The following is a 25,780-nucleotide window of genomic DNA, read 5'->3' on the forward strand; positions in this document are numbered from 1 at the left end:
GCGCGTGCTCCATCACCTGGCGCACGCGTAGGGAGAGCACTCATGTCTGCAATTATCGACAAAGCCTCGCAACTGGATGAACTGCTGCATACCGCCGTTCAGGACGACAAACAAAACGGCGTATTCCGTTGCCGCCGTGACATCTTCACCAACGCTGATTTGTTTGAACTCGAGATGAAACATATCTTCGAGAGCAACTGGGTGTACCTGGCTCACGAAAGCCAGATTCCCGACAACAATGACTACTACACCACCTGGATTGGCCGCCAGCCCATCGTGATCACTCGCGACAAAAACGGCGAACTGCACGCTGTCATTAACGCCTGCGCGCACAAAGGCGCCATGCTTTGCCGGAAAAAGCACGGCAACAAAGGCACCTTCACCTGTCCGTTCCACGGCTGGAGTTTCGCTAACACGGGCAAGCTGCTGAAAGTGAAGGACGTGAAGACCACCGAATACCCGGTGCAATTCAACACCAATGGCTCGCACGACCTGAAGAAAGTCGCGCGCTTCCAGAGCTATCGCGGCTTCCTGTTCGGCAGCCTCAACGCGGACGCGATACCGCTCGAGGACTTCCTCGGCGAGACCAAAGTCATCATCGACCAGATCGTCGACCAGGCCGCGAACGGACTGGAAGTGTTGCGCGGCAACTCCTCGTACATCTACGACGGCAACTGGAAGATGCAGATGGAGAACGGCTGCGACGGCTACCACGTCAGCACCGTGCACTGGAACTACGCCGCGACGATGGACCGCCGCAAGGTCGATGGCACGAAGGCTGTGGATGCGAACAGCTGGAGCAAGTCGGTAGCCGGCGTGTACGGATTCGACCACGGCCACATTCTGTTGTGGACCCAGACGATGAACCCGGACGTGCGACCGGTTTATCAATACCGCGAAGAAATCAAGGCACGCGTCGGCGAAGTGAAGGCGGATTTTATCGTCAACCAGACTCGAAACCTGTGCCTGTATCCGAACGTGTTCCTGATGGACCAGTTCAGCACCCAGATTCGCGTGGTACGCCCGATCAGCGTAGACAAGACCGAAGTCACCATCTTCTGCTTTGCCCCAAAGGGTGAGAGCGCAGCCGACCGGGCTACCCGTATTCGCCAATACGAGGATTTCTTCAACGTAACAGGAATGGGCACTGCAGATGACCTTGAAGAGTTCCGCGCCTGCCAGGCTGGCTATGCCGGCACCACGGCGATGTGGAACGACCTTTCGCGCGGCGCGCCGTTGTGGGTCGAAGGTCCCGACGCGAACGCGAAAAGCATGGGCATGAAGCCGCTCATCTCAGGCGAGCGCAGCGAAGACGAAGGCCTGTTTGTGTGCCAGCACGAATACTGGGTTCAGGTGATGCGCGACGCACTGAAGAAAGAACAACAGGAGACCGTGGCATGAGCTTCGACTACCCAAAAATCTGCGCCACGCTGTACCGCGAAGCGCGCCTGCTCGACGACCGCCAGTGGGACGACTGGCTCGCCTGCTATGCCGAGGACGTCACCTACTGGATGCCCGCGTGGGACGACGACGACCAGCTCACCGATGACCACGAGAGTCAGATCTCGCTGATGTATTACCCAGACCGTGGCGGCCTGGAAGACCGGGTGTTCCGCATCAAGACCGAACGCAGCAGTGCGTCGATGCCCGAACCGCGGACCAGCCACAACGTCACCAATGTGGAAGTGCTGGCCGAACGCGACAACGAAGTGGACGTGCGCTACAACTTCGACACGCTCAGCCACCGCTACAGAATCAACGACCATTTTTTCGGCACGATGTTCGTTACTTTGCGAAAGGTCGACGATGCCTTGTTGATTGCCAGCAAAAAAATCGTGCTGAAGAACGACTACATCCGCCAGGTACTCGACATTTATCACGTTTGACGTCGAGCGCTGGGACGAAACTGGAAGTAGAGGAGACAACATGTCCAGCTACAACATTGCACTGAACTTCGAGGACGGCGTGACCCGCTTCGTCGCATGCAAGCCGGGCGAGAAGGTGCTTGATGCCGCCTTTCGCGCGAAAATCAACCTGCCAATGGATTGCTCCGATGGCGTGTGCGGTACCTGCAAGTGCCGCGCCGAGAGCGGCAGCTATGACCTTGGCGACGATTACATCGAAGACGCGCTGAGCGACGACGAAAAAGACAGTGGCCTTGTACTCACCTGCCAGATGGTGCCGCAAAGCGATTGTGTGATTGCAGTGCCCGCCTCTTCCACTGCGTGCAAGACTGAACAGAGCCGGTTCGCCGCGACGGTATCGAAGGTGGAGCCGCACAACGATGCGGCCGTGGTGCTCGAGCTGGACGTGGACGCAACCGCGCCGGTATTTCTGCCGGGTCAGTATGTCAACATTGATGTTCCCGGCAGCGGCCAGCATCGCTCGTACTCTTTCTCATCGGCACCGGGGCAATCGAAAGTCAGTTTTCTGATCAAGCGTATTCCCGGTGGCGTGATGAACACCTGGCTCGATTCCGCACAGCCAGGCAACACGTTGGAGCTGACCGGGCCGCTCGGTAGTTTCTATCTGCGCGCCGTGGAGCGGCCGTTGCTGTTCCTCGCTGGCGGAACGGGCCTGGCGCCGTTCCTGTCGATGCTGGAAGTGCTGGCGCGTGCCGATTCGCAGCAGAAGGTCCACCTGATTTACGGCGTGACCCGAGACCTCGATCTGGTGCAGGTCGATGCAATCGAAGCGTACCTCGCGAAGCTGTCGAATTTCACCTACACCACCGTCGTGGCCGACACCGATTCGACCTACCCCCGCAAAGGTTGGGTGACGCAGCACATGCCGGCCGAGGTCTTGAATGATGGCGATGTCGACGTTTACCTGTGCGGGCCGCCACCGATGGTCGATGCAGTGCGTCAGTATTTCGACGATAACGGCGTGAAGCCCAACGGCTTCCACTACGAGAAGTTCACCCCTAACGCAGCACCGAGGACCGCATGAGCACGCAACGATTTGCTGGCAAGGTCATGGTCGTCACTGGCGCAGCACAGGGCATTGGTCGCGCCGTAGCGCTTCGTGCGGCCACGGAAGGTGGCAAAGTGCTGTTCGTCGACCGCGCCGAATTCGTTTCCGAAGTGGCTGCCGAAGCAAGCGGCTCGGAGACTGCAGGCTTCGTTGCCGACCTCGAGACGTACGAAGGCGCGGCATCGACGATGGCTTTTGCAGTGCGCAAGTTTGGCGGCATCGACATACTGATCAACGGCGTCGGTGGCGCGATTCGCATGCGTCCATTCGCCGAGTTCGAACCTGAGCAGATTGACGCGGAAATTCGCCGTTCGCTCATGCCCACGCTGTATGCCTGCCATGCTGTGTTACCGCACCTGCTCACGCGTGGCGGTGGCGCCATCGTCAACGTCTCCTCGAATGCGACGCGCGGTATCCGCCGCATACCGTACTCGGCGGCCAAGGGCGGTGTCAACGCGATCACGCAGTCACTGGCGATGGAGTACGCGGAGCACAACATCCGTGTGGTTGCCACTGCGCCGGGCGGGACCGATGCACCTCCGCGACGCGTCCCGCGCAACACAGCCGGTGATAGCGAGCAGGAAAAGGTCTGGATGGGCGACGCGGTGAGGCAGGTCACTGAATCCACCTTCTTGAAACGCTACGGCAGCATCGACGAACAGGTCGCGCCGATTCTGTTCCTCGCTTCAGACGAGGCAAGCTATATCACCGGCACGGTGTTGCCGGTAGCGGGCGGTGACACCGGTTGAAGCGTGAATGAACAGGGCATTCCTTCAGCGCCCTCCCCACTCCCAGTGAGTCCGCCGTCGGCGTACACGTACGCATCGCCAAGGAGACATCCGCGATGCTCGTGCTCCACGAATAGACGCTGCGGAACGATTCAGAAGGAGGCCGTGAGGCGCGCGCCGAGCCACACGCGCAACGCCGAGATCTCCTCCTCACACACCGAATGCGGCATCGGATACGCACTCCAGGCGACGTTGCAACCTCTCGCGATCGCAAAGTCGCGCGCGGCCTCCCCTAGCTGGATCGGCAACACCTCGTCGTAGATGCCATGCGCGGCAAAAATCGGCGCGCTGCTGTTTGCGGCGCTCGACCGGCTGTCCACAAAGTCTTGCGACGGCAGATAACCCGACATCACGATCAGGCCGGCAAGCGCCTCAGGGTGGGTCAGTCCTGCTGAATAGGTCATCGCCGCGCCTTGCGAAAAACCCGCGAGAAAGATGTTAGAAGTCGGAATGCCGCGCTGGTTCTGCGCTTCGATCAATCGCCGCACGGTCGCGCAAGACGATTCGATACCGGCCTCGTCAACTTGCCGATTAACGTCCTGAAACGACCGTATGTCGTACCACGCGCGCATCACGTAGCCGTCGTTTGCCGTAACGGCAATCTCAGGTGCATTGGGAAACACGAAGCGCACAGCGGGCGCGTCTGTGAGGCGCAATTCGGGGACAAGCGGCACGAAGTCATTGGCGTCGGCGCCGAGACCGTGCATCAGGATGACGGCGAATCTGGGATCCGGCGCGGTTTCGATTTCGATGGTTGGTGATGGCTCGGTCATGTTTCGCAACTCCTCGGCTTCAGAAAACGTTCAGACGATCGGGATCAGTACAAGCAGGATACCGCCGAGCGGCACCAGCGCTTCAAACTTACTCAGCGCTAACTGTGCGTGTTCATGATAGCCACATCGAATCGGGGGACACGAACATCATGAAGCTCTTAAGAGAACTCGCTCCGAAGCACGTCTTGAATGCGACCAGAATGTCCAGAGCCTGTTCCGATACCGTCAGACTGGCTTGACGGTATCGGACAAGGCCGTCCGAGGAGGAAATGTCGGTACCTGAATTTAGCAAGGGTTTGTCAGGCACAGACAGTCGCTCTGGTATCGAACATGCGTTTGTGCCGGGAGATGAACGGCATCATCGCATCCAGCCATGACTCGCAACCCTAACTGGCTGCAGCCGCCACATTGGCCCGCGCCTTGTGCAATTTTTTGTAGCTGTCGGTCAGGCGGTGGTGCCTATCGAGACCATCCAGTTTCATACTCGTTGGCGTGAGCCCGAAGAAGCGCACGCTGCCGTCCACTGCCCCCATTACCGCGTCCATCCGGGCGTTGCCAAACATCCGACGGAAGTTGACCGCGTAGTCGTCCAGTTCCAGGTCGTCATCGAGCAGCACCTCCAACACCACATTCAAGGCCTGGTAAAACAATCCGCGCTCGACCGTGTTGTCGTTGTACTGCAGGAAAGCTCCCACCAGCTCTTGCGCCGCCTCAAATTGCTGCAAGGCGAGATGAATCAGCAGCTTCAACTCGAGAACTGTTAGCTGCCCCCAGTCCGTATTCTCGTCAAACTCGATGCCAATCAAAGTGGCAATATCGGAGTGCTCGTCCAGCTCGCTGTTCTCCAACCGCTCAAGCAGTGCTGCCAGGCTTGCATCGTCCAGGCGATGCAAGTTCAAAATATCGGCACGGAACAACAGCGCCTTGTTTGTGTTATCCCAGATCAAATCCTCTACCGGGTAAACTTCCGAATAATCGGGCACCAGAATCCGGCAGGCTACGGCACCCAGTTGGTCATACACCGCCGTGTACACCTCTTTGCCCATGTCTTCGAGAATTCCGAACAAGGTTGCGGCTTCATCGGCATTGGAGTTTTCGCCCTGGCCGGAAAAATCCCACTCAACAAACTCGAAATTCGCTTTGGCGCTGAAAAAGCGCCACGACACCACACCGCTGGAATCAATGAAGTGCTCAACAAAGTTATTCGGTTCAGTCACCGCGTTACTGACAAAGGTAGGCTGAGGTAAATCGTTCAGGCCTTCAAAACTGCGCCCCTGTAGCAATTCCGTCAGGCTCCGTTCCAGCGCCACCTCGAAGCTCGGGTGCGCGCCGAACGAGGCAAAGACACCGCCTGTCCGAGGGTTCATCAAGGTGACGCACATCACCGGGTAGGTCCCACCCAGCGACGCATCCTTCACCAGCACCGGAAAGCCCTGCTCTTCCAATCCCTGAATCCCGGCCAGAATGCCAGGGTATTTCGCCAGCACTTCGTGCGGCACATCAGGCAATGCGATTTCACCTTCCAGAATTTCGCGCTTTACCGCCCGTTCGAAAATCTCGGACAGACATTGCACCTGAGCTTCGGCCAACGTATTACCGGCACTCATGCCATTGCTGACGAACAGGTTTTCGATCAGGTTGGACGGAAAATACACCACTTCGCCGTCCGACTGGCGCACAAATGGCAGCGAACAGATGCCGCGCTGCACGTTGCCGGAGTTGGTATCGTACAGATGCGAGCCATGCAACTCGCCATCGGGATTGTAAATTTCCAGGCAGTACGCATCCAGAATGTCAGCCGGCAGCGCATCCTTAGGGCCAGGCTTGAACCAGCGCTCGTTCGGGTAATGTACAAACGCCGCATTGGCGATGTCTTCGCCCCAAAACGCCCCGCCATAGAAGTGGTTGCAATTCAGGCGCTCGATAAACTCGCCCAACGCCGACGCCAACGCGCTTTCTTTGGTCGCTCCCTTGCCATTGGTAAAACACATCGGCGAGTGCGCGTCGCGGATATGCAGCGACCACACATTGGGAACGATATTGCGCCACGAAGCGATTTCAATCTTCATGCCCAAACCCGCCAGAATGCCCGACATATTGGCGATGGTTTGCTCCAACGGCAGATCCTTGCCCGCAATATAGGTGCTGGCATCAGAAGCCGGAGCCAAGGTCAGCAGGGCCTGTGCATCGGCATCCAGGTTCTCTACCTCTTCAATCACAAACTCGGGCCCGGCTTGCACCACTTTTTTCACCGTACAGCGGTCGATGGAGCGCAAAATACCCTGGCGGTCTTTGGCAGAGATATCCGGCGGCAACTCAACCTGAATCTTGAAAATCTGCTGGTACCGGTTTTCCGGATCGACAATATTATTCTGCGACAGGCGGATATTTTCGGTAGGAATATTGCGAGTTACGCAGTACAACTTCACAAAGTAAGCTGCACACAAAGCCGATGAGGCCAGAAAATAATCGAAGGGACCCGGCGCCGAGCCATCGCCCTTATAACGGATAGGCTGGTCGGCCACTACTGTGAAGTCATCGAACTTGGCTTCAAGACGTAGCTTATCGAGAAAGTTGACTTTAATTTCCATGGGGAAATTCCAAAAAAATGATGCTCAAAACAAAATATAAAGCCCTGTAAAAGAACAGGGCTTTAATAGTCAATCAACTAGCGAATGATGTTTCCTGGCGAGAGTTCTACTCCCACTCAATCGTTGCCGGCGGCTTCCCCGAGATGTCGTACACCACCCGGTTAATCCCGCGCACTTCATTAATGATGCGGTTCGACACATGCCCCAGCAACTCGTGCGGCAGATGCGCCCAATGTGCGGTCATGAAGTCCAGTGTCTGCACAGCGCGCAGCGCAACGACATACTCGTAAGTCCGGCCGTCGCCCATCACGCCCACGCTCTTCACCGGCAGGAACACCGCGAACGCCTGGCTCGTCAGGTCGTACCAGGACTTGCCGGTCTCCTTGTCGATGAAGGTACGCAGCGTCTCGATGAAAATCGCATCCGCGCGGCGCAGCAGATCGGCGAAATCGCGGCGCACTTCGCCGAGAATCCGCACGCCCAAACCCGGGCCCGGGAACGGGTGGCGGTACACCATCGCCGGCGGCAAACCGAGCTTCACGCCGAGTTCGCGCACTTCGTCCTTGAACAGTTCGCGCAGCGGCTCGAGCAGCTTCAGATTCAGCGTCTCCGGCAGGCCGCCCACGTTGTGGTGACTCTTGATGGTCTGCGTCGCCTTCTTGCCCTTGCCGGCCGATTCGATCACGTCCGGATAGATCGTGCCCTGCGCGAGCCACTTCGCATCGGTCAGCTTGTTGGCTTCGGTCTGGAACACTTCGACGAATTCCGCGCCGATAATCTTGCGCTTCGCTTCCGGATCGGTCACGCCGGCCAGCTTCGACAGGAACACTTCGCTCGCGTCGACGTGGATCACCTTCACGCCAAGGTTCTCGGCGAACGTTGCCATCACCTGCTCGGCTTCGTTCAAACGCAGGAGGCCGTGATCGACGAACACGCAGGTCAGCTGATCGCCGATCGCACGATGCAGCAGCGCCGCCGCCACCGACGAATCCACACCACCCGACAAGCCCAGAATCACGTGCTCATTACCGACCTGCTCGCGAATCTTCGCGACGGCTTCGTCGATGTAATGGCCCATTTCCCAGTCGGGATTCGCGCGGCAAATCTGCAGCACGAAGCGTTCGAGCATCGCACGGCCCTGCACGGTGTGCGTCACTTCCGGGTGCCATTGCAGGCCGTAGAAATGGCGCGCTTCGTCGGCCATTGCCGCGATCGGGCACGATTCCGTCGACGCCATCAGCTGGAAGCCCGGCGGCATTTCGAGGACCTTGTCGCCGTGGCTCATCCACACCTTCAGCATGCCGTGACCTTCCGGCGTGGTGAAGTCGTTGATGCCTTCGAGCAGGCTCGTATGGTTGCGCGCGCGCACTTCGGCGTAGCCGAACTCACGCAGGTGACCGATATCGACCTTGCCACCGAGCTGCTCGGCCATTGCCTGCATGCCGTAGCAAATGCCCAGCACGGGTACGCCGAGTTCGAACACCGCTTGCGGCACGCGCGGCGTATCCGTTTCGGTGACCGAGCTCGGGCCGCCGGAGAGGATCACGCCCTTCGGCGCGAAATCGCGAATGAACGACGCATCGACGTCGTACGGATGAATTTCCGAATACACGTTGGCTTCGCGAACGCGACGTGCAATCAGTTGGGTGACTTGCGAACCGAAGTCGAGGATCAGGATCTTGTCATGCATGGCAGCGGACGGAGTCAAAAGTAAACGGATACGGGATACCGCGCATGACGCGCGGCGTTGAATTCAAAGCAGTCCACGTGGGGACGATGGAGCATGAAGCGTGGCGGTGAAGCGCGCTGGGCCATTCAGCACCGCAGGCACTTGCCTGCGACGCGCGCGAACGGAATCCGGTTGCTTCGGCAGGCGTTCTGGCGCTTGGCGCGTCAGCCATGAAACGGCGGCCGGGGCGCACCAGGTGCATCGGCAGCAGCGTTGCGGGCATCGTCGCGCGCAGCTGCGGCCTCCGCGCGTGCGGCGCGTTCAGAGGCCGTCAGACCCGGCTCGTCGACCGCCGGGTAGACCGGCACAGCCGAAACTGGACTCGCGGGCCGTGTGACCGGCACAACGGGCTCGACGAGCGGCTCGACGCGATAGACCGGCTCTGCCGTCACGCGACCGGAGTCGCGCCTGTTGGCAGCGTCTTTGGCGGCATCTTTCGCGGCCTGCTTTTCGGCGCGCTCAGCGGCTGCGGCTTCAACCAGCCGCACCTTTTCACGCCGCCGCACCGCGCCCGACAGGCGCACACCGCCCAGGCCGACCACCAGCAGCACCACGCCGGTCAGCACCGCGATGATCTGCCCGAAGCCGGTCAGCGCCGGCGTATGCAGCCCGAGCAGCCAGACCAGCATCAGCACGCCGGTCAACCAGTTCACATGGCCGACGACCTTGGCGACCGTCGACGTGAGCGAACCGTCGAGCGACGCGTGCAAAGCAAGCCACGCGAGCCCGATCAGCGCCACGCCAAACCCCTGGCCGACCAGGGCCGGCTGGGTTTGCACCAGAAGCAGCGCGTTGTACAACGAAGTCCAGGGCGTCAGCAGAAACAGCACGCCGAACGCAAGCAGCAACAACGCATCGACGATGAGTACAGCGCGCAGCAATGGCTTCATTGGCGTTTAGTCCACGTGGTAGTTGGGCGCTTCCTTGGTGATCTGCACGTCATGCACATGCGACTCGCGCAAGCCCGCGCCCGTGATCTGCACGAACTCGGCCTTGTCATTCATCTCCGCGATCGTGCGGCAACCGCAGTAGCCCATGCTGGCGCGCACGCCGCCGATCAGCTGGAACAGGATCGCGTTGACCGAGCCCTTGTAGGCGACGCGGCCTTCGATACCTTCCGGCACGAGCTTGTCGATGTTCGCGGAGTTGTCCTGGAAGTAGCGGTCCGCAGCGCCGTCTTTCATCGCACCGACCGAGCCCATGCCACGGTACGACTTGTACTGGCGGCCCTGGAACAGGAACACGTCGCCCGGCGCTTCTTCGGTGCCGGCGAACATGCTGCCCATCATCACGGAGTTCGCACCGGCGGCCAGCGCCTTGCTGACGTCGCCCGAGAAGCGCACGCCGCCGTCGGCGATGACCGGCACGCCTGTGCCCTTCAGCGCTTCGGAGACATTGGAAATCGCGGTGACCTGCGGCACGCCCACACCGGCGACGATCCGCGTCGTGCAGATCGAGCCCGGGCCGATACCGACCTTCACTCCGTCTGCGCCGTATTCGACAAGCGCCTTGGCTGCCGCAGCGGTAGCGATGTTGCCGCCGATCACTTCGACGTGCGGGAATTTCTGTTTGACCCACTTGACGCGCTCGAGCACGCCCTTGCTGTGGCCGTGCGCCGTGTCGACGACGATCACGTCCACACCCGCCTGCACCAGCAGTTCCACGCGCTCTTCGTTGTCTTCGCCCACGCCGACCGCGGCGCCTGCGCGCAGCTTGCCGTGTTCGTCTTTACACGCGTCCGGGTGTTCGGTTTGCTTGGTGATGTCCTTGACGGTCATCAGGCCGCGCAGTTCGAATGCGTCGTTAATGACCAGCACGCGCTCGAGGCGGTGGCTGTGCATCAGCGCCTTGGCTTCGGCGAGCGGCGTGCCTTCCTTGACGGTGACGAGGCGCTCACGCGGCGTCATGATGTTGCGCACCGGCTCGTCCAGACGCTCTTCAAAGCGCAAGTCACGATTCGTAACGATACCGATCAGTTGCGCGCCTTCGACGACAGGGAAGCCCGAAATGCCATGCTGACGCGACAGCGCGATGACGTCGCGTACCTTCATTTGCGGCGGCACGGTGATCGGATCGCGCACGACGCCCGATTCGAAGCGCTTGACCTTGGCAACTTCACGCGCCTGTTCGGCCGGCGTGAGATTCTTGTGGATGATGCCCACGCCACCCATTTGCGCCATCGCGATCGCGAGACGGGCTTCGGTGACGGTGTCCATGGCGGCGGACACGAGCGGCATATTCAGGGAGATGTTGCGGGTCAGCCGGGTCTTGAGGCTGGTGTCGCGCGGCAGAACATCGGAGAAAGCCGGGACGAGGAGCACGTCATCGAACGTGAGTGCTGTTTGGATCAGACGCATGGCAAATCCTATAGGCGCAAAAGCGAATTATACGCGATACCTCCCTGGTTTTCACTGCACTAACAGCAGCTTAGCGAATTTCGGGCGATTTTTTTCGTGACTTCTAGCCCTTCGATTTCGCTTCCACGTTCGCCTCGGGTTCGATCCGGTTTCGTTTGCGCGTTCGGGCGCATGGACGCCCCACCCGGTTCGGGAATCGGAAATTTGGGGGACTTACGCGCCGCCAGGCCATCGCGCGGAAGTTAAAAGGTGCCTGAACACGCCGGATAAAACCGCCGGAATGCAGAATCAAACAAGACACCCCGCCCGTCGAACGGCTATTCTGCCGACCATTCCAGTTTTCTTGCAGGGGCAGTCGATGCAGCGCGGTGTGGCATATGGAGTAATGGCCGGGGCCTTATGGGGCATGGTGTTTCTGGTGCCGCGCGTGCTGCCCGATTTCTCGCCGCTGCTGCTGAGCGCCGGCCGCTACACGATGTACGGCATCGTCTCGCTGACCGCCGCGCTGCCGATGGCGCGCTCGCTCGTCAAACGCCTGACCCGCGAAGATCTCGGCGCGCTGGTCAGACTGGCGCTGGCTGGCAACCTGCTCTACTACCTGCTGTTGACCGCCGCGGTCCATATGATCGGCATCGCGCCTGCATCGCTGATCGTCGGCGTGCTGCCGGTCACGGTGACGCTGCTCGGCCGGCGCGATCACGGCGCCGTGCCGCTTGCCCGCCTCGTATGGCCGCTTTCGCTGGTGGTGGCCGGCATCGCCTGCATCAACATCGACGTCTTCACGGTAGCGGACAGCGCGCCCGTCAGTATCGCGACGAAGCTCCTCGGCCTCGCCTGCGCAGTCGGCGCGCTCGCCTGCTGGACCTGGTTCGCGGTCGAAAACGCCCGCTACCTGCAGCGTCAGACGCATTTCAGCGGCAACGAGTGGTCGGTGCTATGGGGTGTGGTGACCGGTGCGCTCGGCGCGGGATTGTGGCTGGTGGTCGCCGTCATGCCGTCTGGCAGCCTGCAGGGGCCGCTCGGCGACGAGCGCTGGCACACCTTCTGGTTGCTGAATCTGGGCCTCGCCGTCGGCGCGTCGTGGCTCGGCAACGGGCTGTGGAATGCCGCGTCGAAACGGCTGCCGCTCACGCTGTCCGGCCAGATGATCGTGTTCGAGACGCTTTTCGCGCTGCTCTACGCGTTTATCTACGACCAGCGCCTGCCGCGCCCGCTGGAAACGGCGGCGATCCTGCTGCTGGTGGCGGGAGTGTGCTGGTCGGTGCGCCAGCATGCGGACGACGGTACGCCCGGGGCGGCGTCGATTGAGGAGAAGGCGCAGCCTTCGGTGCATTGAGACGATTGAGACGAGGCACCCCGGGCGCTGCCCCGCCGCAGCCACAGGTCGAGCCTAGCGCGAATCCTTGTTCTGCCAGCGGCGCCCTTCGATCGAGCCCGCCTTGCGGGTCTTCTCGACGCGCCGTTGACGCGACAGCTTCGGATCCACCAGCAGCGGCCGGTAAATCTCGACACGATCATGGTCGGCGAGCACCGTATCCAACGGCTTGAGCTTGCCGAACACACCGACCTTCTGCATGCCCAGATCGATCTGCGGATAACGCTGCAAGATGCCACTCGCGTCTATCGCCTGCTGCAGCGTGGTGCCTTCCGGCAGGTCCACGGCAATCAGCGCCTGCTCATTGGCAAGCGCGTAGCAGACTTCAATCGACAAGCGCGCGCTCATGCCTTACCGTAGCGCTGATCGGCGCGCTTCACGAACGATTCGACGAAGGTATTGGCAATGTGGCTGAACACGGGCCCAATGATCTTCTCGAGAATGATGTTGGTGAATTCGTAGTGCAACGCGAATTCGATCTTGCAGGCGTCGGCCCGCAGCGGCGTAAAACGCCAGAAGCCGGTGAATTTGCGAAACGGACCGTCCGCGAACTCCATATCGATGCGCGTGGGCCGCTCCATGCTGTTGCGCGTGGCGAAATGCTGCTTGATGCCCTTGAAGTTGATATCGATCTTCGCCTCCATGCCGGTTTCGTCCTGGCGGCGGATTTCGACTCCCCCGCACCAAGGCAGGAAGTTGGGGTAATCGGCGACGTCGGTGACGAGGTCGAACATCTGTTCCGCCGAATGGCGGATCAACACGGTTTTCTGGACATCTGCCATAAATTGAACAGCGCGTGGCAAGGGTGGACAAGCGCCGCGGGCTTTCCTTGCCCCGCTTTGCTAAAATCGTGATTTTAAACGAGTTGGGCACTTTCCATTCATGAGCATCATTGACAACAGAAAAGCCTTCTACGACTACTCGGTCGAAGAACGCTACGAAGCGGGGCTCGTGCTCGAAGGATGGGAGGTCAAAGCCTTGCGCGCCGGCCGTGGCCAGATCAAGGAAGGCTACGTGGTCATCAAGAACAACGAACTGTTCCTGATCGGCACGCACATCAGCCCGCTGCCCGAAGCCTCGACCCACATCAATCCGGACCCGGTGCGCACGCGCAAACTGCTACTGCACGCCGAGGAAATCAGCAAATTGATCGGCAAGGTCGAGCAGCGCGGTTATACGCTCGTGCCGTTGAACTTTCATTACAAGGGCGGTCGCGTCAAATGCGAGATCGGCCTCGCCAAGGGTAAGAAGCAACACGACAAACGCGAAACCGAGAAGAAGCGCGACTGGGAACGCGAGAAGGCGCGCCTGATGCGTTCGCCGTCGTGAGCGTGATCTCCGGCTTGAGCGGCGGCCCGGTCTGCGGGCCGGCTTGATACGCGTCGCGTGATGTGCGGATTTGCTGCGCTTCGCTAGCCTCGCCGGCTCCCTGGCAAAAACTGCGATTCAATGAAAAATGGCCCGCTGATCTTGCGGGCCATTTTTATTCGGCAAAGGAAGAACGTCAATCAGCGCGCCTCGGCCGCACCCTTCCCCTTGTTCACAATGGTCAGCGCCGACGCGATCATCGAACTCATATCCGCCAGGTTGCCCGGCACGATCAACGTGGTGCCCTGCTTCGCCAGGTTACCGAATGCATTCACATACTGCTCCGCCACTTTCAGGTTCACCGCTTCCATCCCGCCGTTCGACTGGATGGCTGCAGCGATCTTCTGAATCGCCTGTGAGTTAGCTTCAGCCACCGCCAGAATCGCCGCGGCCTGACCCTGCGCCTGATTGATCGCCGCCTGCCGCTCGCCTTCGGACTTCTGGATCGACGCCTCGCGCCCGCCCGAGGCGATATTGATCTGTTCCTGCTTACGCCCTTCGGATGCCGCGATCAGCGCGCGCTTCTCGCGCTCGGCGGTGATCTGTGCCTGCATTGCGTGAAGAATTTCCTTGGGCGGCGTCAGGTCCTTGATCTCGTAGCGCAGCACCTTGACGCCCCAGTTCGACGCCGCTTGATCGAGCGACGACACGATGCTGTGGTTGATGAAGTCGCGCTCTTCGAACGTCTTGTCGAGTTCGAGTTTGCCGATCACGGAGCGCAGCGTGGTCTGCGACAGCTGCGTAATCGCGAACACGAAATTGCTCGAACCGTACGACGCCTTCATGGGATCTGTGACCTGGAAATACAGCACGCCATCTACCTGCAATTGCGTGTTGTCGCGCGTAATACACACCTGGCTCGGTACTTCGAGCGGGATTTCCTTGAGGATGTGCTTGTACGCGATCCGGTCGACGAACGGAAACGCGAAGCTCAAGCCCGGCGTCAGCGTGCGGTGATAACGGCCGAGCCGCTCCAGCACCCACGCATGCTGCTGCGGCACGATCTTGAGCGTCTGCGCCGCCAGCACGATCACGATAAGCAGAAGCACCGCCCCGACAATGGTTGAATCCATAACTGACCTCCGGTCCGTAGTTCGAATAGTTATGCATGACGCTGTGTGCGCATTGGCGCGCGCTCAGGCCACGGTTGCTCCTGCTTTCGCCGGCCGGCTGGCCACGACGACAAGGCAACTGCCGCGCATCTCGGCGATTTCATAGAGCTGCGCATCCTCGGGCTCGCCTGCGGCCAGTTCGACGTCCCATGCAGCCCCGCGGTAATTGACGCGCGCCCGGCGCTCGTGCCACGCCGGCACGTTCAACGTCTGGCCGATGTCCAGATTGACGTCCGGGTTCTTCGACGCCTCCTTACGCGTCCTGCGGCCAAAGCGGGAACGCCTCAGCAACAGGACCGCCGCCAGCGCCACTACAGCCGCAACCGCGAACTGCACATCGGCAGCGGCACCCACCAGATGCGCAATGGCGGCCGCTACACAACCCAGCGCGATCATCAGCAAATAGAAGGTGCCGCTGATCAATTCCAGCACGATCAGCACACCCGCCCCGATCCACCAGAACAATCCACCTGGCGCCATGTTGATCTCCACAAAGCAAAACACCCCGGATCTACCGGGGTGTTTATAGCACGAAGCAGGTGCATATTACCGGGCGGTGCAGCACGCTTTTACGTGCTTTTGACATACCGCACCACCCTTTATGCACGCTGCTTATCGGGCACCTGCCCCGCGCTTATTTACTTCGCTTATTTACGTCTCTTACTGACCTCGATTACTTCACCAGCGATTTCGCCAGTTGCTGCCACGTCTCAACGATCGAGTCCGGGTTCAGCGAGATCGACTTGATGCCTTCATCGGTCAGCCATTGCGCAAAGTCCGGATGATCCGAAGGACCCTGGCCGCAGATGCCGACGTACTTGTTCAGTCGCAGACACGTGTCGATCGCGCGCTTCAACAGGAACTTGACGGCCGGATCGCGCTCGTCGAAATCGACTGCCAGCAGTTCCATGCCCGAGTCGCGGTCGAGGCCGAGCGTGAGCTGCGTCAGGTCGTTCGAGCCGATCGAGAAGCCGTCGAAGAATTGCAGGAATTCTTCGGCGAGAATCGCGTTCGACGGCACTTCGCACATCATGATCAGGCGCAAGCCCTTTTCGCCGCGCTTCAGGCCGAATTTCTCCAGCAGCCCGACCACGCGCTCCGCCTGCTTCAGCGTACGCACGAACGGCACCATGATCTCGACGTTGTCGAGACCCATCTCTTCACGCACCTTCTTCAGCGCGATGCATTCCATCTGGAACGCTTCGGCGAAGTCGTCAGCGATGTAGCGCGATGCGCCACGGAAGCCCAGCATCGGGTTTTCTTCGTCCGGCTCGTAACGCGAACCGCCGATCAGCTTCTTGTACTCGTTCGACTTGAAGTCCGACAGACGCACGATCACGGGCTTCGGATAGAACGCTGCCGCGATCGTGGCGATGCCTTCGGTCAGTTTGTCGACGTAGAACGCGCGCGGCGATGCATGGCCGCGCGCCACGCTTTCCACGGCCTTCTTCAGGTCCTGATCGATGTTCGGGTATTCGAGAATCGCCTTCGGGTGAACGCCGATGTTGTTGTTGATGATGAACTCGAGCCGCGCCAGACCCACACCTGCGTTCGGCAGTTGCGAGAAGTCGAAAGCCAGTTGCGGATTGCCGACGTTCATCATGATCTTCACCGGAATCGGCGGCAGTTCACCGCGCTGCACTTCGGTGATTTCGGTTTCGAGCAGACCGTCGTAGATCTTGCCTTCGTCGCCTTCCGCGCAGGACACGGTCACCAGCGCACCGTCCTTCAGCAGGTCGGTCGCGTCGCCGCAGCCGACCACCGCCGGCACGCCCAGCTCACGCGCGATAATTGCAGCGTGGCAGGTACGGCCGCCACGGTTCGTAACGATCGCGGATGCACGCTTCATCACCGGCTCCCAGTTCGGGTCGGTCATGTCGGCCACCAGCACGTCGCCCGGCTGCACACGGTCCATTTCCGACGGATCGTGAATCACGCGCACCGGACCCGCACCGATCTTCTGGCCGATTGCGCGGCCGGTAGTCAGCACGTTCGATTGGCCCTTCAGCTTGAACCGTTGCTCGGCCTTGCCCGCAGCCTGACTCTTCACCGTTTCCGGGCGCGCCTGCAGGATGAAGATCTTGCCGTCGCGGCCGTCTTTGCCCCACTCGATGTCCATCGGACGCTCGTAGTGCTTCTCAATGATGACGGCGTATTTCGCGAGTTCGATCACGTCTTCGTCGGTGATCGAGAAACGGTTGCGCTGCTCGTGCGCGACGTCGACGGTCTTCACGCGGCCCTGCTCGCCGGCCTTGGTGAATTCCATCTTGATCAGCTTCGAGCCGATCGAACGGCGGATGATCGGGTACTTGCCTTGTGCGAGCGTGGTCTTGAAGACGTAGAACTCGTCCGGATTCACGGCGCCCTGCACGACCGTTTCGCCCAGGCCGTAGCTCGACGTGATGAAGACGGCGTCCTTGAAGCCCGATTCCGTGTCCAGCGTGAACATCACGCCAGCCGCACCGACGTCCGAGCGCACCATGCGCTGCACGCCTGCCGACAACGCGACTTCAGCGTGGGTGAAGCCCTTGTGGACGCGATAGGAGATCGCACGGTCGTTGTACAGCGACGCGAACACGTGCTTCATGCGATCGAGCACCTCGTCGATGCCGACCACGTTGAGATAGCTTTCCTGTTGACCCGCGAACGATGCGTCCGGCAAATCTTCTGCAGTTGCCGACGAGCGCACGGCGAACGACAACTCTTCAGGCGAGCTGTTTTGCAGGGTGTCGAAGCCTGCACGGATATCCGCTTCGAGACGCGGTTGCATCGGGGCGTCGACGATCCATTGACGGATCTCCTTGCCCGCTTCAGCGAGCGACTTCACGTCGTCGACGTCGAGCGTTTCGAGACGTTTGGCGATGCGTTCAGTCAGATCGTTGTGATGCAGGAAGTCACGGAAAGCCAGCGCCGTAGTGGCGAAGCCAGTCGGCACGCGCACGCCGGCTTCGGCGAGCTGACTGATCATCTCGCCAAGCGACGCATTCTTGCCGCCGACGATCTCCACATCGGTCATCCGCAACTGCTCGAATGGAACTACATACGCCTCTTCCTTTGCGACGGTAACTGCGTTAGTCATACAAGCCCCTAAGTGTGAAAGAAATTCACGGCTGTGCAAGTGGGCTTGAACGCGAGACGCCCATTGGAAGCGTGACCTCGCGTCTTGCACAACCTGTTGGAGAAGCAATCGCTGCATATGGCCGCGCGGACCAAAGCGCCGGATGCACGACGTAGAAAGCGGTTGGACGAAATTACCGATCGATCCGCTCCAATCTCTCAATTTGCCGCAAGTTACCGGCGCAAAGCGTGGCGTTGACCGACTGTTCACGGTAAGTTAGACGCCAATCGCCTGCAATTGCTTATCCAACAGGTTGCCGCTATTCTACCGTGCCGACTCTCAAAATGTGACAGTCGGACGAGAATTGCGCCTCGAATCGCGCCCCGGACCGGCTGACGGGCTCTTGCGAGGCTCTCGCGAGGCCCCACAGTCATCCGGACGCAATTGCGGTGCCCACGGCGCGCTGACATGACGCCGCTGCAATCTCCGGTTAGCCACCGTGCAGCGACATCCATGCAGCGATGTTTCATTCGAGCGCTTTTTCCCGCTCACGTTCCCCAGCCCCACTGATGCCGCCCACCGTATTCATCGTCTCCGACGGTACCGGGATCACTGCCGAAACCTTCGCGCATTCGATCCTCTCCCAGTTCGACCAGAAATTCCGCCTGGTTCGCGTGCCCTTCGTCGACTCGACGGAAAAGGCCTACGCCACGCTAGAAAAGATCAACGAAGCGATCCAGCAGGACGGCCGCCGTCCGATCGTCTTCACGACACTGGTGGACAGCGCGTCGAATCAGATCGTCAAAGGCTCGAATGCGCTTGTGCTGGACATGTTTCAGACCTTCGTCGAGCCGCTCGAGCAGGAACTGGAGCTCAAGTCCAGCCACGCGATGGGCCGCGGCCACCAGAACGCCGACACCGAGGAATACAAGAACCGGATCGAGGCGATCAACTTCTCGCTCGCCCATGACGACGGTCAATCGAACCGCAATCTGGCCGATGCCGACGTGATTCTGGTGGGTGTGTCGCGCAGCGGCAAGACGCCGACGAGCTTGTATCTGGCGATGCAGTACGGTGTGAAAGCGGCCAATTATCCGCTGATTCCGGAAGACTTCGAGCGTGGCAAGCTGCCTACGCCGCTATTGGCGCATCGGCAGAAGATGTTTGGTTTGTCGATCGATCCGCAGCGCCTGTCGGAGATCCGTAACGAGCGCCGCCCGGGCAGCAAGTACGCCGCGCCGGAAAATTGCCGTTACGAGATCAACGAGGCAGAAGCGATGATGCGGCGTGAAGGAGTCAAGTGGTTGTCGTCGACGCATAAGTCGATCGAAGAGATCGCGACGACGATCCTGCAGGAGATCAAGCTGGACCGGCCGGCTTATTGAGCGGCGGCCTGCTTTACCTGCGTGCGTGGTGCTGAGGTGATCGCGGAGGTCGCCTCAGACCTGAAATCGGTGCAATGTCACGCGCGGCGCTGCTGGCGGCACTGCTCGAACACGCAGACAGCCGCGGCGGCCGCCACATTGAGCGATTCCATGCCGCCCGGCTGAGGAATTGTCACCCGCAAGGAAACGGCATCGCGCCAGGTCTGCGATACGCCAGCTCCTTCGTTGCCGAACACCCACGCGAGCGGCCCGCTCAGATCGCAGTCGTAGATCGCCTCGGCACCGTGCGAATCCGTAATGACGATGGGCACCGCCAGGCGCTCGATCAATACCTGCGCCTCGACATCCTCGTGGATTTGCAACAGGAAATGCGCGCCCATGCCCGAGCGCAATACCTTCGACGACCACGCGTACGCAGTGCCCGGTGCGCAAAATACCTGCTGAATACCGGCGGCCGCTGCGCTGCGCAGAATCGAACCGACGTTGCCGGCATCCTGCACCCCATCGAGTACGAGGCAGGTTTCTCCGACGTTCTCCGGCAACGGCGTATCGAGCTTTTCGACCAGCAGCAGAATCCCGACGCCGTGCACGACGTTCGACACCTGGCCGAACAGCGCATCGGGCAACGTGACGATACGGTGCTCGTCGATGCGCGACACGATGGCTTGCGCTTCGTCGTGGCGCAACGCGCCCTCGGTGACGATGCACATTTCCGGCTGCCCGGCGACGTCGAGATACGCGCTCGCGAGGTGAAACCCTTCGAGCAACGCGTGGCCGCTGCGACGCTGCTGATGCGTCGAGCTGGCCAGTGCCTTGAGGCGCTTGTAGAGCGGATTGTCCCGCGAGGTGATGGCTTTCACAGGCAGCGCAGACAGTGAGAATGAGGAAAGAGTGGGCGACGCGCCGGACAACGCGCAACGCTTACGCGCCGCTGCGTTCGCCGAAGGCGTCGTCGTCGAGCATGGCGTCGGAGAGCGTTCCGGACACGATGATCATGTCGCCCGCCAGCAGTGGTTTCAGAGCCGTGCCGAAACGCTGATGCGCTTCACGCACCGGTGCGAACGAGCGCCGATGATGCTCGCAGGGCCCATGTTCGCGCAGCGCCGCGAGATGCTGCGGCGTGCCGTAGCCGGCATGCGCGTTAAAACCGTAAACCGGATAGGTTTGATGCAATTCGAGCAGCATCCGGTCACGCGTCACCTTGGCGAGAATCGACGCCGCCGAAATGCTTTTGACCAGTGCATCGCCGCCGATCACGGCTTCGCTGCGAACGCTCAGCGTGGGGCAGCGATTGCCGTCGATTTTCACGAGCGTCGGCACGACCGAGAGGCCTTCGACCGCCCGCTTCATCGCCAGCATGGTGGCGTGCAGGATGTTCAGCGTATCGATTTCTTCGACGCTGGCGGACGCGATGCAGTACGCAAGCGCCCGGTCGACGATCTTGTCGTACAGCTCGTCGCGCTTTTTGGCGGTGAGCGCTTTCGAATCGTCGAGGCCGCGGATCATCGGCTTCGACCGATCGAAAATCACCGCCGCAGCGACCACCGGGCCAGCCAGCGGCCCGCGCCCGGCTTCGTCGACGCCGCAGACGATGTCGTCCGGCATCTCAAAGTCCAGACCGACCTGCCGCGCCGCCGCGCCTGCAACGGTCGCGGCCTTGCGGCGTGGCGCGCGTGCGGTAGTCACGGCCGCGCCTTCCGCTTTTCGACGACGCTCGCCACGACTTCCGCTGCACGCTGCGCGGTGTTCTGCTTAAGCACGTGATGCATCTCCGTGAAGATTTCCGTCAGCGTGCGCCGGTTGGCCTCGTCGCGCAACTGTTTCAGCGTCGCTTCGGCTAGCGCCTGGGGCGTCGCGAAGTGCTGCAGAATTTCCGGCACGACGAAACGCCCCGCGAGAATGTTCGGCAAGCCGACATACGGCAGATAGCCCTGGCGGCGCATGATCTGGCCGGTCAGCCAGGGCACCTTGTACGAGATCACCATCGGCTTTTTCAGCAGCGCGGCTTCCAGCGTCACCGTGCCGCTCTTGACGAGGATCGCATCGGCCGCCGTCATCGCGATTTGCGCCTGACCGTCGGTAATGGTCAGCGCGAGACCAGGATGCGCATCGACCAGCGGCCGTAGCATTTCGCGCAGTGCGGGCGTGGCCGCCGGCATCACGAAACGCAAACTGGGCTCCTGGTGCTGCATCATTTCCATCGCGGCAAAGAACGTCGGACCGATCAGATCGATCTCCGAGCGCCGGCTGCCCGGCAGCACCGCGATGATGGGGCCGCTTTCGGCAAGCCCGAGCGTGCGCCGCGCGCCAAGCGTGTCGGGTACCAGAGGAATTTCGTCGGCGAGCGGATGGCCCACGTACGAGGCCGCAATGCCGGCTTTTTCCAGCAGCGCCGTTTCGAACGGGAACACGCACAGCATGTGGTCGACCGCTTTGGCGATCTTCTTGATGCGCCCACCTCGCCACGCCCAGATCGACGGGCAAACGAAGTGAACGGTCGGAATACCCGCATCGCGCAACGGATGCTCGAGTCCGAAGTTGAAATCGGGCGCATCCACGCCGACGAACACCGACGGCGGTTCGGCCAGTAGTTGGCGCTTCAGTTCGTTGCGGATGCTGAGGATTTCTGGAATATGCCGCAGTGCTTCGACATAGCCGCGCACCGTCAGCTTCTCCATCGGCCAGTGGGCGTCGAAACCCGTGGCGATCATGCGCGGGCCGCCGATCCCGTAATACTGGGTACCGGTGGGCAGACGGCTCGCAAGGCCGTCGAGCAGCGACGCCGCCAGCAGGTCGCCGGACGGCTCGCCTGCCACCATCGCGACGCGCAGGGGACTCGGGTTCAAAGCCATCGGTTAGCGGATGATGCCGCGTTGCGACGCTTCGACAAACGCGAGCAGCGTTTGTACCGGCGCATCGCCATCGCCACCCGCGGATGCGAGTTCGCGCAACTGCACCTTCGCTTCTTCAAGCGACAGGCCGTTCTTGTACAGCAAGCGGTACGCCGAGCGCAGCGCCGAGATCGCGTCTGCGGAGAAACCGCGGCGGCGCAGACCTTCGACGTTGATACCGTGCGGCTCGGCCTTGTTGCCGGCAGCAATCACGAACGGCGGGATATCCTGCACGAGCGCCGATGCGCCGCCGAGCATCGAATGCGCGCCAATGCGTACGAACTGATGCACGCCTGACATGCCGCCGACGATCGCGTGGTCACCGATGGTCACATGGCCGGCCATCTGCGCATTGCTCGCCAGAATGACGTTATTGCCGACGTAACAGTCATGCCCGAGGTGCACGTAGGCCATGATCCAGTTGTCGTCACCCAGCGTGGTGACGCCCGCGTCCTGCACCGTGCCGGTGTGGATCGTGGTGAATTCGCGGATCGTGTTGCGATTACCGATCACGAGCCGGGTCGGCTCGTCCTTGTACTTCATGTCCTGCGGACGACCGCCGACCGATGCATAGTGGCCGATGCGGTTGTCTTCGCCGATCGTGGTGTGACCTTCGATCACGCTGTGCGAACCGACCGTGGTCCGTGCGCCGATCGTCACATGTGCGCCGATGACGGCATACGGTCCGATTTCGACGGATTCGTCGAGTTGCGCGCCCGGTTCGACGATCGCAGTGGGATGAATCCTGCTCATGCGTCCTCGCTTCTGATTCTGTTGCGTTGTCTGGATGGGCGTAACCGGAGTTTGCAGCGCTCGGAATAAGCCGCTGACCGTCCGGACACCGGCTTCAAGCGTCTTTGTCCGTGTGCCGCACCGCGCACATCAGATCGGCTTCCGCCGCCACGGCTCCATCCACTTCGGCGCGCGCCTTGAACTTCCAGATGCCGCGCATATGACGCTCGAACGTGCAGTTCAGGATCAGCTGATCGCCCGGTTCCACCACGCGCTTGAAACGCGCGTTGTCGATGCCCACGAACAGATACAGCGTGTTCGACGGATCGCTCGGCTCTTCCGAAAACGTCAGCAGGGCTGCCGTTTGTGCGAGCGCTTCGAGGATCAACACGCCGGGCATCACCGGACGGGTCGGAAAGTGACCCTGGAAATACGGCTCATTGATCGACACGTTCTTCAACGCTTTGATGCTCTTATGCGGCTCGAGTTCGAGCACCCGGTCGACCAGCAGGATCGGGTAACGATGGGGCAGCAGCGTGAGAATCTTATGAATGTCGAGATTGATTTTTTCGGTGCTCATGGTGTTTCTACTCACGCATTGACTGCGCGATGATGACTGCGGATGCTGGTGCAGGTGGGTTGGTAACGCGTGCTGCCGGCGCTTGCCGATACCCGGCGGCCATGCCACCCGGTCATGGCAACCGACTTTGCTTCCTGATGCTTGCCCGCTATTTTACGCGGTACCGGCCGGTTGGCCCGCGGATTGTTGTGCGGGTTGACCCGCGGGTCAGCGTGCGGGTCTGCCTGCGGGTCTGCCTGCGGGTCTGCCTGATATCTCAGGCTTCGTCGCCTGCGGAATTGCTTGCCGCACTGGCTGGCTTGCCTGCCGAGGCGGAATTTTCGAGCGCCTTGATACGATCGCGAAGCTTGTCGATGTTACGCAGCAAAGCGGCGCTCTTGTTCCAGTCCGCATGGTTCACAGCCGGGAATGCACTGGTGTACATGCCGGGCTTCAGCAGGGACTTCGAGACGCCCGACTTCGCCGTGACGATCACATAGTCAGCCAGCGTAACGTGCCCAGCTATCCCAACCGCGCCGCCGATCATGCAATGACGGCCGATCGTGGTGCTGCCCGCAATGCCCGCACAGCCGGCGATCACCGTGTAAGCGCCGACCTTGCAGTTGTGGCCGATCTGCACGAGGTTGTCGATTTTCACGCACTCTTCGATAATCGTATCGGCCATGGCGCCGCGGTCGATGGTGGTGTTCGCACCGATTTCGACGTCCGCCGCGATCGACACGCCGCCGACTTGCGGAATTTTTACCCAGCTGCCGGTACGCGCGTCACCTTCGCCGACGAAATCCGGCGCGAAGCCAAAACCGTCGGAACCGATCACCGCGCCAGCGTGCACAATCACGCGCTCGCCGAGCTTGCAGCCGTAATACACCGCGACGTTCGGATACAGATGCGAGCCCGCACCGATTCGCGTGCCGCGGCCGATCACCACGTTGGCGTCCAGACGCACATTTTCGCCGATCACCGCGCCCGCTTCCACCGTGACGTGCGGACCGATCACCGCGCTCGCGGCGATCTGGGCCGACGGGTCGATCGTCGCGCTCGGATGCACACCGGGCACGGCCTTGGGCGCTGCCATGTCGATGAATGTCTGCGCGACGCGCGCGAAGTAAGCGTACGGATTCGGCGTGACGATGAAGTTACGGCCTGTAAGGGAGCTGAGTTTCGAGAGGTCGTCGGCATTGATCAACACCGCGCCCGCACGGGTCGTCTCGACCTGCGACAGGTACTTCGGATTGGCGAGGAACGCCAGCTGGTCCGGGCCTGCCTGATCGAGCGGCGCCAGACTGCCGACGCGCTGCGAACCCTCTCCGACTACTTCACCGCCGAACCGCTGGACGATGTCCTCAAGCGTAAATGCCATGCCTATCCTCTGTCTCCGATCCCATGCAAGATGGTTGCTGCACAATCAGTCCAACTTGTCAGTTCTACACGGCCTTGCGCTGCAACCCGGGCCGTGACCAGCGTATGCGTTCAGTTGCCTGAGGCCGCCAGTGCCTTGAGCACCTGATCGGTAATGTCGATGCGCGGGCTCACGTACACCGCTTCCTGAACGATCAGGTCGTAGTGCTGCTGCTCGGCGATCTGTTTGATCACCTTGTTGGCCCGGTCGAGCACCGCCGCCAGCTCTTCGTTGCGGCGCTGGTTCAGGTCCTCGCGAAACTCGCGTTGCTTGCGCTGAAAGTCCGTATCCAGCTGCGACAGATCGCGCTGCTTCTGCGCGCGATCTGCGGCCGACATCGACGCACCGCTCTTGTCGAGCGAGTCGGACATCGACTTCAGCTTCTGCGCCATGTCGGCCAGGTCCTTGTCGCGCTTGGCGAACTCCGCCTCGAGCTTGACCTGGGCAGCCTTCGCGGCAGCCGATTCACGCAGGATACGGTCCGAATTCACCGCAGCGATCCTGGCTTCCTGGGCGTGCGCGACCCCGGCTACGCCGACACCTAGCGTCATTGCCAGCGCCAGCGCGCAAGCCACACGTTTCGAAAACATACCGGTTCGCAAAGTCATCCTCTCGATACTGTAGTTTGGCCGGGCCCACCGCCGGGATCCGCCCGTAATGGCCGGGGCC

Annotated in this window: 24 protein-coding genes; 7 read left to right on the forward strand and 17 right to left on the reverse strand. The window is 60.9% G+C overall.

The window, feature by feature from the left end; genetic code table 11:
• Nucleotides 1–42 precede the first annotated feature (42 nt).
• Genes PQQ86_RS11210 through benD form a run of 4 tightly spaced genes read left to right on the forward strand, consistent with a single transcriptional unit; the run spans nt 43 to nt 3,722 of the window.
• The gene (locus tag PQQ86_RS11210; RefSeq protein WP_408266605.1) at nt 43–1,401 is read left to right on the forward strand and encodes a Rieske 2Fe-2S domain-containing protein; all 1,359 of its coding nucleotides are present in this window, start codon (nt 43–45) and stop codon (nt 1,399–1,401) included.
• The gene (benB, locus tag PQQ86_RS11215) at nt 1,398–1,886 is read left to right on the forward strand and encodes a benzoate 1,2-dioxygenase small subunit (RefSeq protein ID WP_408202174.1); all 489 of its coding nucleotides are present in this window, start codon (nt 1,398–1,400) and stop codon (nt 1,884–1,886) included. Before PQQ86_RS11210 ends, benB begins: the two co-directional genes overlap by 4 nt.
• A 40-nt stretch (nt 1,887–1,926) precedes the next feature.
• On the forward strand, nt 1,927–2,949 hold the full coding sequence (gene benC / locus PQQ86_RS11220) for a benzoate 1,2-dioxygenase electron transfer component BenC (protein WP_408266607.1): 1,023 nt from the start codon (nt 1,927–1,929) through the stop codon (nt 2,947–2,949).
• The gene (gene benD, locus PQQ86_RS11225) at nt 2,946–3,722 is read left to right on the forward strand and encodes a benzoate diol dehydrogenase BenD (RefSeq protein ID WP_408266608.1); all 777 of its coding nucleotides are present in this window, start codon (nt 2,946–2,948) and stop codon (nt 3,720–3,722) included. The genes benC and benD overlap by 4 nt, the downstream gene beginning before the upstream one ends.
• 131 nt (nt 3,723–3,853) lie before the next feature.
• On the opposite strand, the gene PQQ86_RS11230 is transcribed toward benD, so the two are convergent.
• The 5 genes from PQQ86_RS11230 to guaB form a co-directional block, all read right to left on the reverse strand.
• On the reverse strand, nt 3,854–4,534 hold the full coding sequence (locus PQQ86_RS11230) for an alpha/beta hydrolase (protein ID WP_408266609.1): 681 nt from the start codon (nt 4,532–4,534) through the stop codon (nt 3,854–3,856).
• 386 nt (nt 4,535–4,920) lie between these two features.
• Complete coding sequence (locus PQQ86_RS11235) at nt 4,921–7,125, reverse strand: OsmC domain/YcaO domain-containing protein (RefSeq protein ID WP_408266611.1); 2,205 nt, start codon at nt 7,123–7,125, stop codon at nt 4,921–4,923.
• A gap of 106 nt (nt 7,126–7,231) precedes the next feature.
• Nucleotides 7,232–8,815 (reverse strand): glutamine-hydrolyzing GMP synthase, encoded by a 1,584-nt coding sequence (guaA, locus tag PQQ86_RS11240; RefSeq protein ID WP_408266613.1) that lies wholly within the window; start codon nt 8,813–8,815, stop codon nt 7,232–7,234.
• 203 nt (nt 8,816–9,018) lie between these two features.
• Nucleotides 9,019–9,744, reverse strand: coding sequence for a hypothetical protein (locus tag PQQ86_RS11245; protein ID WP_408266615.1), 726 nt, complete (start codon nt 9,742–9,744; stop codon nt 9,019–9,021).
• A gap of 6 nt (nt 9,745–9,750) precedes the next feature.
• Entirely contained in the window at nt 9,751–11,211 is a 1,461-nt protein-coding gene (guaB, locus tag PQQ86_RS11250; RefSeq protein ID WP_169484046.1) for an IMP dehydrogenase, read from the reverse strand.
• A gap of 358 nt (nt 11,212–11,569) precedes the next feature.
• On the opposite strand from guaB, the gene PQQ86_RS11255 reads away from it, so the two are divergent.
• Nucleotides 11,570–12,547: a DMT family transporter gene (locus PQQ86_RS11255; RefSeq protein ID WP_408266617.1), complete on the forward strand. Its 978-nt coding sequence runs from the start codon at nt 11,570–11,572 to the stop codon at nt 12,545–12,547.
• Between the two features lie 54 nt (nt 12,548–12,601).
• On the opposite strand, the gene PQQ86_RS11260 is transcribed toward PQQ86_RS11255, so the two are convergent.
• Together PQQ86_RS11260 and PQQ86_RS11265 are read right to left on the reverse strand one after the other, a co-directional pair.
• Complete coding sequence (locus PQQ86_RS11260) at nt 12,602–12,934, reverse strand: RnfH family protein (RefSeq protein ID WP_408266619.1); 333 nt, start codon at nt 12,932–12,934, stop codon at nt 12,602–12,604.
• Entirely contained in the window at nt 12,931–13,368 is a 438-nt protein-coding gene (locus tag PQQ86_RS11265) for a type II toxin-antitoxin system RatA family toxin (RefSeq protein WP_028199353.1), read from the reverse strand. Before PQQ86_RS11265 ends, PQQ86_RS11260 begins: the two co-directional genes overlap by 4 nt.
• 100 nt (nt 13,369–13,468) lie before the next feature.
• On the opposite strand from PQQ86_RS11265, the gene smpB reads away from it, so the two are divergent.
• Nucleotides 13,469–13,915, forward strand: coding sequence for an SsrA-binding protein SmpB (gene smpB / locus PQQ86_RS11270; RefSeq protein WP_054035193.1), 447 nt, complete (start codon nt 13,469–13,471; stop codon nt 13,913–13,915).
• A 179-nt stretch (nt 13,916–14,094) separates the two neighbouring features.
• Here smpB and PQQ86_RS11275 read toward each other — a convergent pair whose 3' ends face one another.
• The 3 genes from PQQ86_RS11275 to ppsA all read right to left on the reverse strand — a co-directional run bounded on the left by PQQ86_RS11275 (nt 14,095) and on the right by ppsA (nt 18,145).
• Nucleotides 14,095–15,027: an SPFH domain-containing protein gene (locus tag PQQ86_RS11275; protein ID WP_408266622.1), complete on the reverse strand. Its 933-nt coding sequence runs from the start codon at nt 15,025–15,027 to the stop codon at nt 14,095–14,097.
• 63 nt (nt 15,028–15,090) lie between these two features.
• Nucleotides 15,091–15,546: an NfeD family protein gene (locus tag PQQ86_RS11280; protein ID WP_408266624.1), complete on the reverse strand. Its 456-nt coding sequence runs from the start codon at nt 15,544–15,546 to the stop codon at nt 15,091–15,093.
• A 193-nt stretch (nt 15,547–15,739) separates the two neighbouring features.
• Nucleotides 15,740–18,145, reverse strand: coding sequence for a phosphoenolpyruvate synthase (gene ppsA / locus PQQ86_RS11285; RefSeq protein ID WP_408266626.1), 2,406 nt, complete (start codon nt 18,143–18,145; stop codon nt 15,740–15,742).
• Nucleotides 18,146–18,693: 548 nt separating this feature from the next.
• Between ppsA and ppsR the strand changes: the two genes are divergently transcribed.
• Nucleotides 18,694–19,509, forward strand: a complete 816-nt coding sequence (gene ppsR / locus PQQ86_RS11290; protein WP_054035190.1) for a posphoenolpyruvate synthetase regulatory kinase/phosphorylase PpsR — start codon at nt 18,694–18,696, stop codon at nt 19,507–19,509.
• Nucleotides 19,510–19,586: 77 nt separating this feature from the next.
• Here ppsR and PQQ86_RS11295 read toward each other — a convergent pair whose 3' ends face one another.
• From PQQ86_RS11295 to PQQ86_RS11325, 7 genes are all read right to left on the reverse strand, one after another.
• Entirely contained in the window at nt 19,587–20,369 is a 783-nt protein-coding gene (locus PQQ86_RS11295; protein WP_408266628.1) for a TrmH family RNA methyltransferase, read from the reverse strand.
• 61 nt (nt 20,370–20,430) lie between these two features.
• The gene (gene rnhB / locus PQQ86_RS11300; protein WP_408266630.1) at nt 20,431–21,195 is read right to left on the reverse strand and encodes a ribonuclease HII; all 765 of its coding nucleotides are present in this window, start codon (nt 21,193–21,195) and stop codon (nt 20,431–20,433) included.
• Nucleotides 21,192–22,361: a lipid-A-disaccharide synthase gene (gene lpxB / locus PQQ86_RS11305; protein ID WP_408266632.1), complete on the reverse strand. Its 1,170-nt coding sequence runs from the start codon at nt 22,359–22,361 to the stop codon at nt 21,192–21,194. The genes rnhB and lpxB overlap by 4 nt, the downstream gene beginning before the upstream one ends.
• A gap of 3 nt (nt 22,362–22,364) precedes the next feature.
• Nucleotides 22,365–23,153: an acyl-ACP--UDP-N-acetylglucosamine O-acyltransferase gene (gene lpxA, locus PQQ86_RS11310; RefSeq protein ID WP_408266634.1), complete on the reverse strand. Its 789-nt coding sequence runs from the start codon at nt 23,151–23,153 to the stop codon at nt 22,365–22,367.
• A gap of 94 nt (nt 23,154–23,247) precedes the next feature.
• A complete protein-coding gene (fabZ, locus tag PQQ86_RS11315) occupies nt 23,248–23,712 on the reverse strand; it encodes a 3-hydroxyacyl-ACP dehydratase FabZ (RefSeq protein ID WP_020065638.1) in 465 nt (154 codons plus the stop codon).
• A 256-nt stretch (nt 23,713–23,968) separates the two neighbouring features.
• On the reverse strand, nt 23,969–25,072 hold the full coding sequence (gene lpxD / locus PQQ86_RS11320; RefSeq protein ID WP_408266636.1) for a UDP-3-O-(3-hydroxymyristoyl)glucosamine N-acyltransferase: 1,104 nt from the start codon (nt 25,070–25,072) through the stop codon (nt 23,969–23,971).
• Between the two features lie 110 nt (nt 25,073–25,182).
• A complete protein-coding gene (locus tag PQQ86_RS11325) occupies nt 25,183–25,719 on the reverse strand; it encodes an OmpH/Skp family outer membrane protein (RefSeq protein ID WP_175171772.1) in 537 nt (178 codons plus the stop codon).
• Nucleotides 25,720–25,780: the final 61 nt, after the last annotated feature.

Origin of the sequence: Paraburkholderia sediminicola (genome assembly GCF_046026675.1) — a bacterium.
In the GTDB taxonomy this organism is placed as follows: Bacteria; Pseudomonadota; Gammaproteobacteria; order Burkholderiales; family Burkholderiaceae; genus Paraburkholderia; species Paraburkholderia sediminicola_F.

Bases quoted from the DNA above. Each gene is read 5' to 3' on its own strand.
- PQQ86_RS11210 (WP_408266605.1), top strand. From the start codon at position 43: ATGTCTGCAATTATCGACAAAGCCTCGCAACTGGATGAACTGCTGCAT.
- benB (WP_408202174.1), top strand. From the start codon at position 1,398: ATGAGCTTCGACTACCCAAAAATCTGCGCCACGCTGTACCGCGAAGCG.
- benC (WP_408266607.1), top strand. From the start codon at position 1,927: ATGTCCAGCTACAACATTGCACTGAACTTCGAGGACGGCGTGACCCGC.
- benD (WP_408266608.1), top strand. From the start codon at position 2,946: ATGAGCACGCAACGATTTGCTGGCAAGGTCATGGTCGTCACTGGCGCA.
- PQQ86_RS11230 (WP_408266609.1), bottom strand. From the start codon at position 4,534: ATGACCGAGCCATCACCAACCATCGAAATCGAAACCGCGCCGGATCCC.
- PQQ86_RS11235 (WP_408266611.1), bottom strand. From the start codon at position 7,125: ATGGAAATTAAAGTCAACTTTCTCGATAAGCTACGTCTTGAAGCCAAG.
- guaA (WP_408266613.1), bottom strand. From the start codon at position 8,815: ATGCATGACAAGATCCTGATCCTCGACTTCGGTTCGCAAGTCACCCAA.
- PQQ86_RS11245 (WP_408266615.1), bottom strand. From the start codon at position 9,744: ATGAAGCCATTGCTGCGCGCTGTACTCATCGTCGATGCGTTGTTGCTG.
- guaB (WP_169484046.1), bottom strand. From the start codon at position 11,211: ATGCGTCTGATCCAAACAGCACTCACGTTCGATGACGTGCTCCTCGTC.
- PQQ86_RS11255 (WP_408266617.1), top strand. From the start codon at position 11,570: ATGCAGCGCGGTGTGGCATATGGAGTAATGGCCGGGGCCTTATGGGGC.
- PQQ86_RS11260 (WP_408266619.1), bottom strand. From the start codon at position 12,934: ATGAGCGCGCGCTTGTCGATTGAAGTCTGCTACGCGCTTGCCAATGAG.
- PQQ86_RS11265 (WP_028199353.1), bottom strand. From the start codon at position 13,368: ATGGCAGATGTCCAGAAAACCGTGTTGATCCGCCATTCGGCGGAACAG.
- smpB (WP_054035193.1), top strand. From the start codon at position 13,469: ATGAGCATCATTGACAACAGAAAAGCCTTCTACGACTACTCGGTCGAA.
- PQQ86_RS11275 (WP_408266622.1), bottom strand. From the start codon at position 15,027: ATGGATTCAACCATTGTCGGGGCGGTGCTTCTGCTTATCGTGATCGTG.
- PQQ86_RS11280 (WP_408266624.1), bottom strand. From the start codon at position 15,546: ATGGCGCCAGGTGGATTGTTCTGGTGGATCGGGGCGGGTGTGCTGATC.
- ppsA (WP_408266626.1), bottom strand. From the start codon at position 18,145: ATGACTAACGCAGTTACCGTCGCAAAGGAAGAGGCGTATGTAGTTCCA.
- ppsR (WP_054035190.1), top strand. From the start codon at position 18,694: ATGCCGCCCACCGTATTCATCGTCTCCGACGGTACCGGGATCACTGCC.
- lpxB (WP_408266632.1), bottom strand. From the start codon at position 22,361: ATGGCTTTGAACCCGAGTCCCCTGCGCGTCGCGATGGTGGCAGGCGAG.
- lpxA (WP_408266634.1), bottom strand. From the start codon at position 23,153: ATGAGCAGGATTCATCCCACTGCGATCGTCGAACCGGGCGCGCAACTC.
- fabZ (WP_020065638.1), bottom strand. From the start codon at position 23,712: ATGAGCACCGAAAAAATCAATCTCGACATTCATAAGATTCTCACGCTG.
- lpxD (WP_408266636.1), bottom strand. From the start codon at position 25,072: ATGGCATTTACGCTTGAGGACATCGTCCAGCGGTTCGGCGGTGAAGTA.
- PQQ86_RS11325 (WP_175171772.1), bottom strand. From the start codon at position 25,719: ATGACTTTGCGAACCGGTATGTTTTCGAAACGTGTGGCTTGCGCGCTG.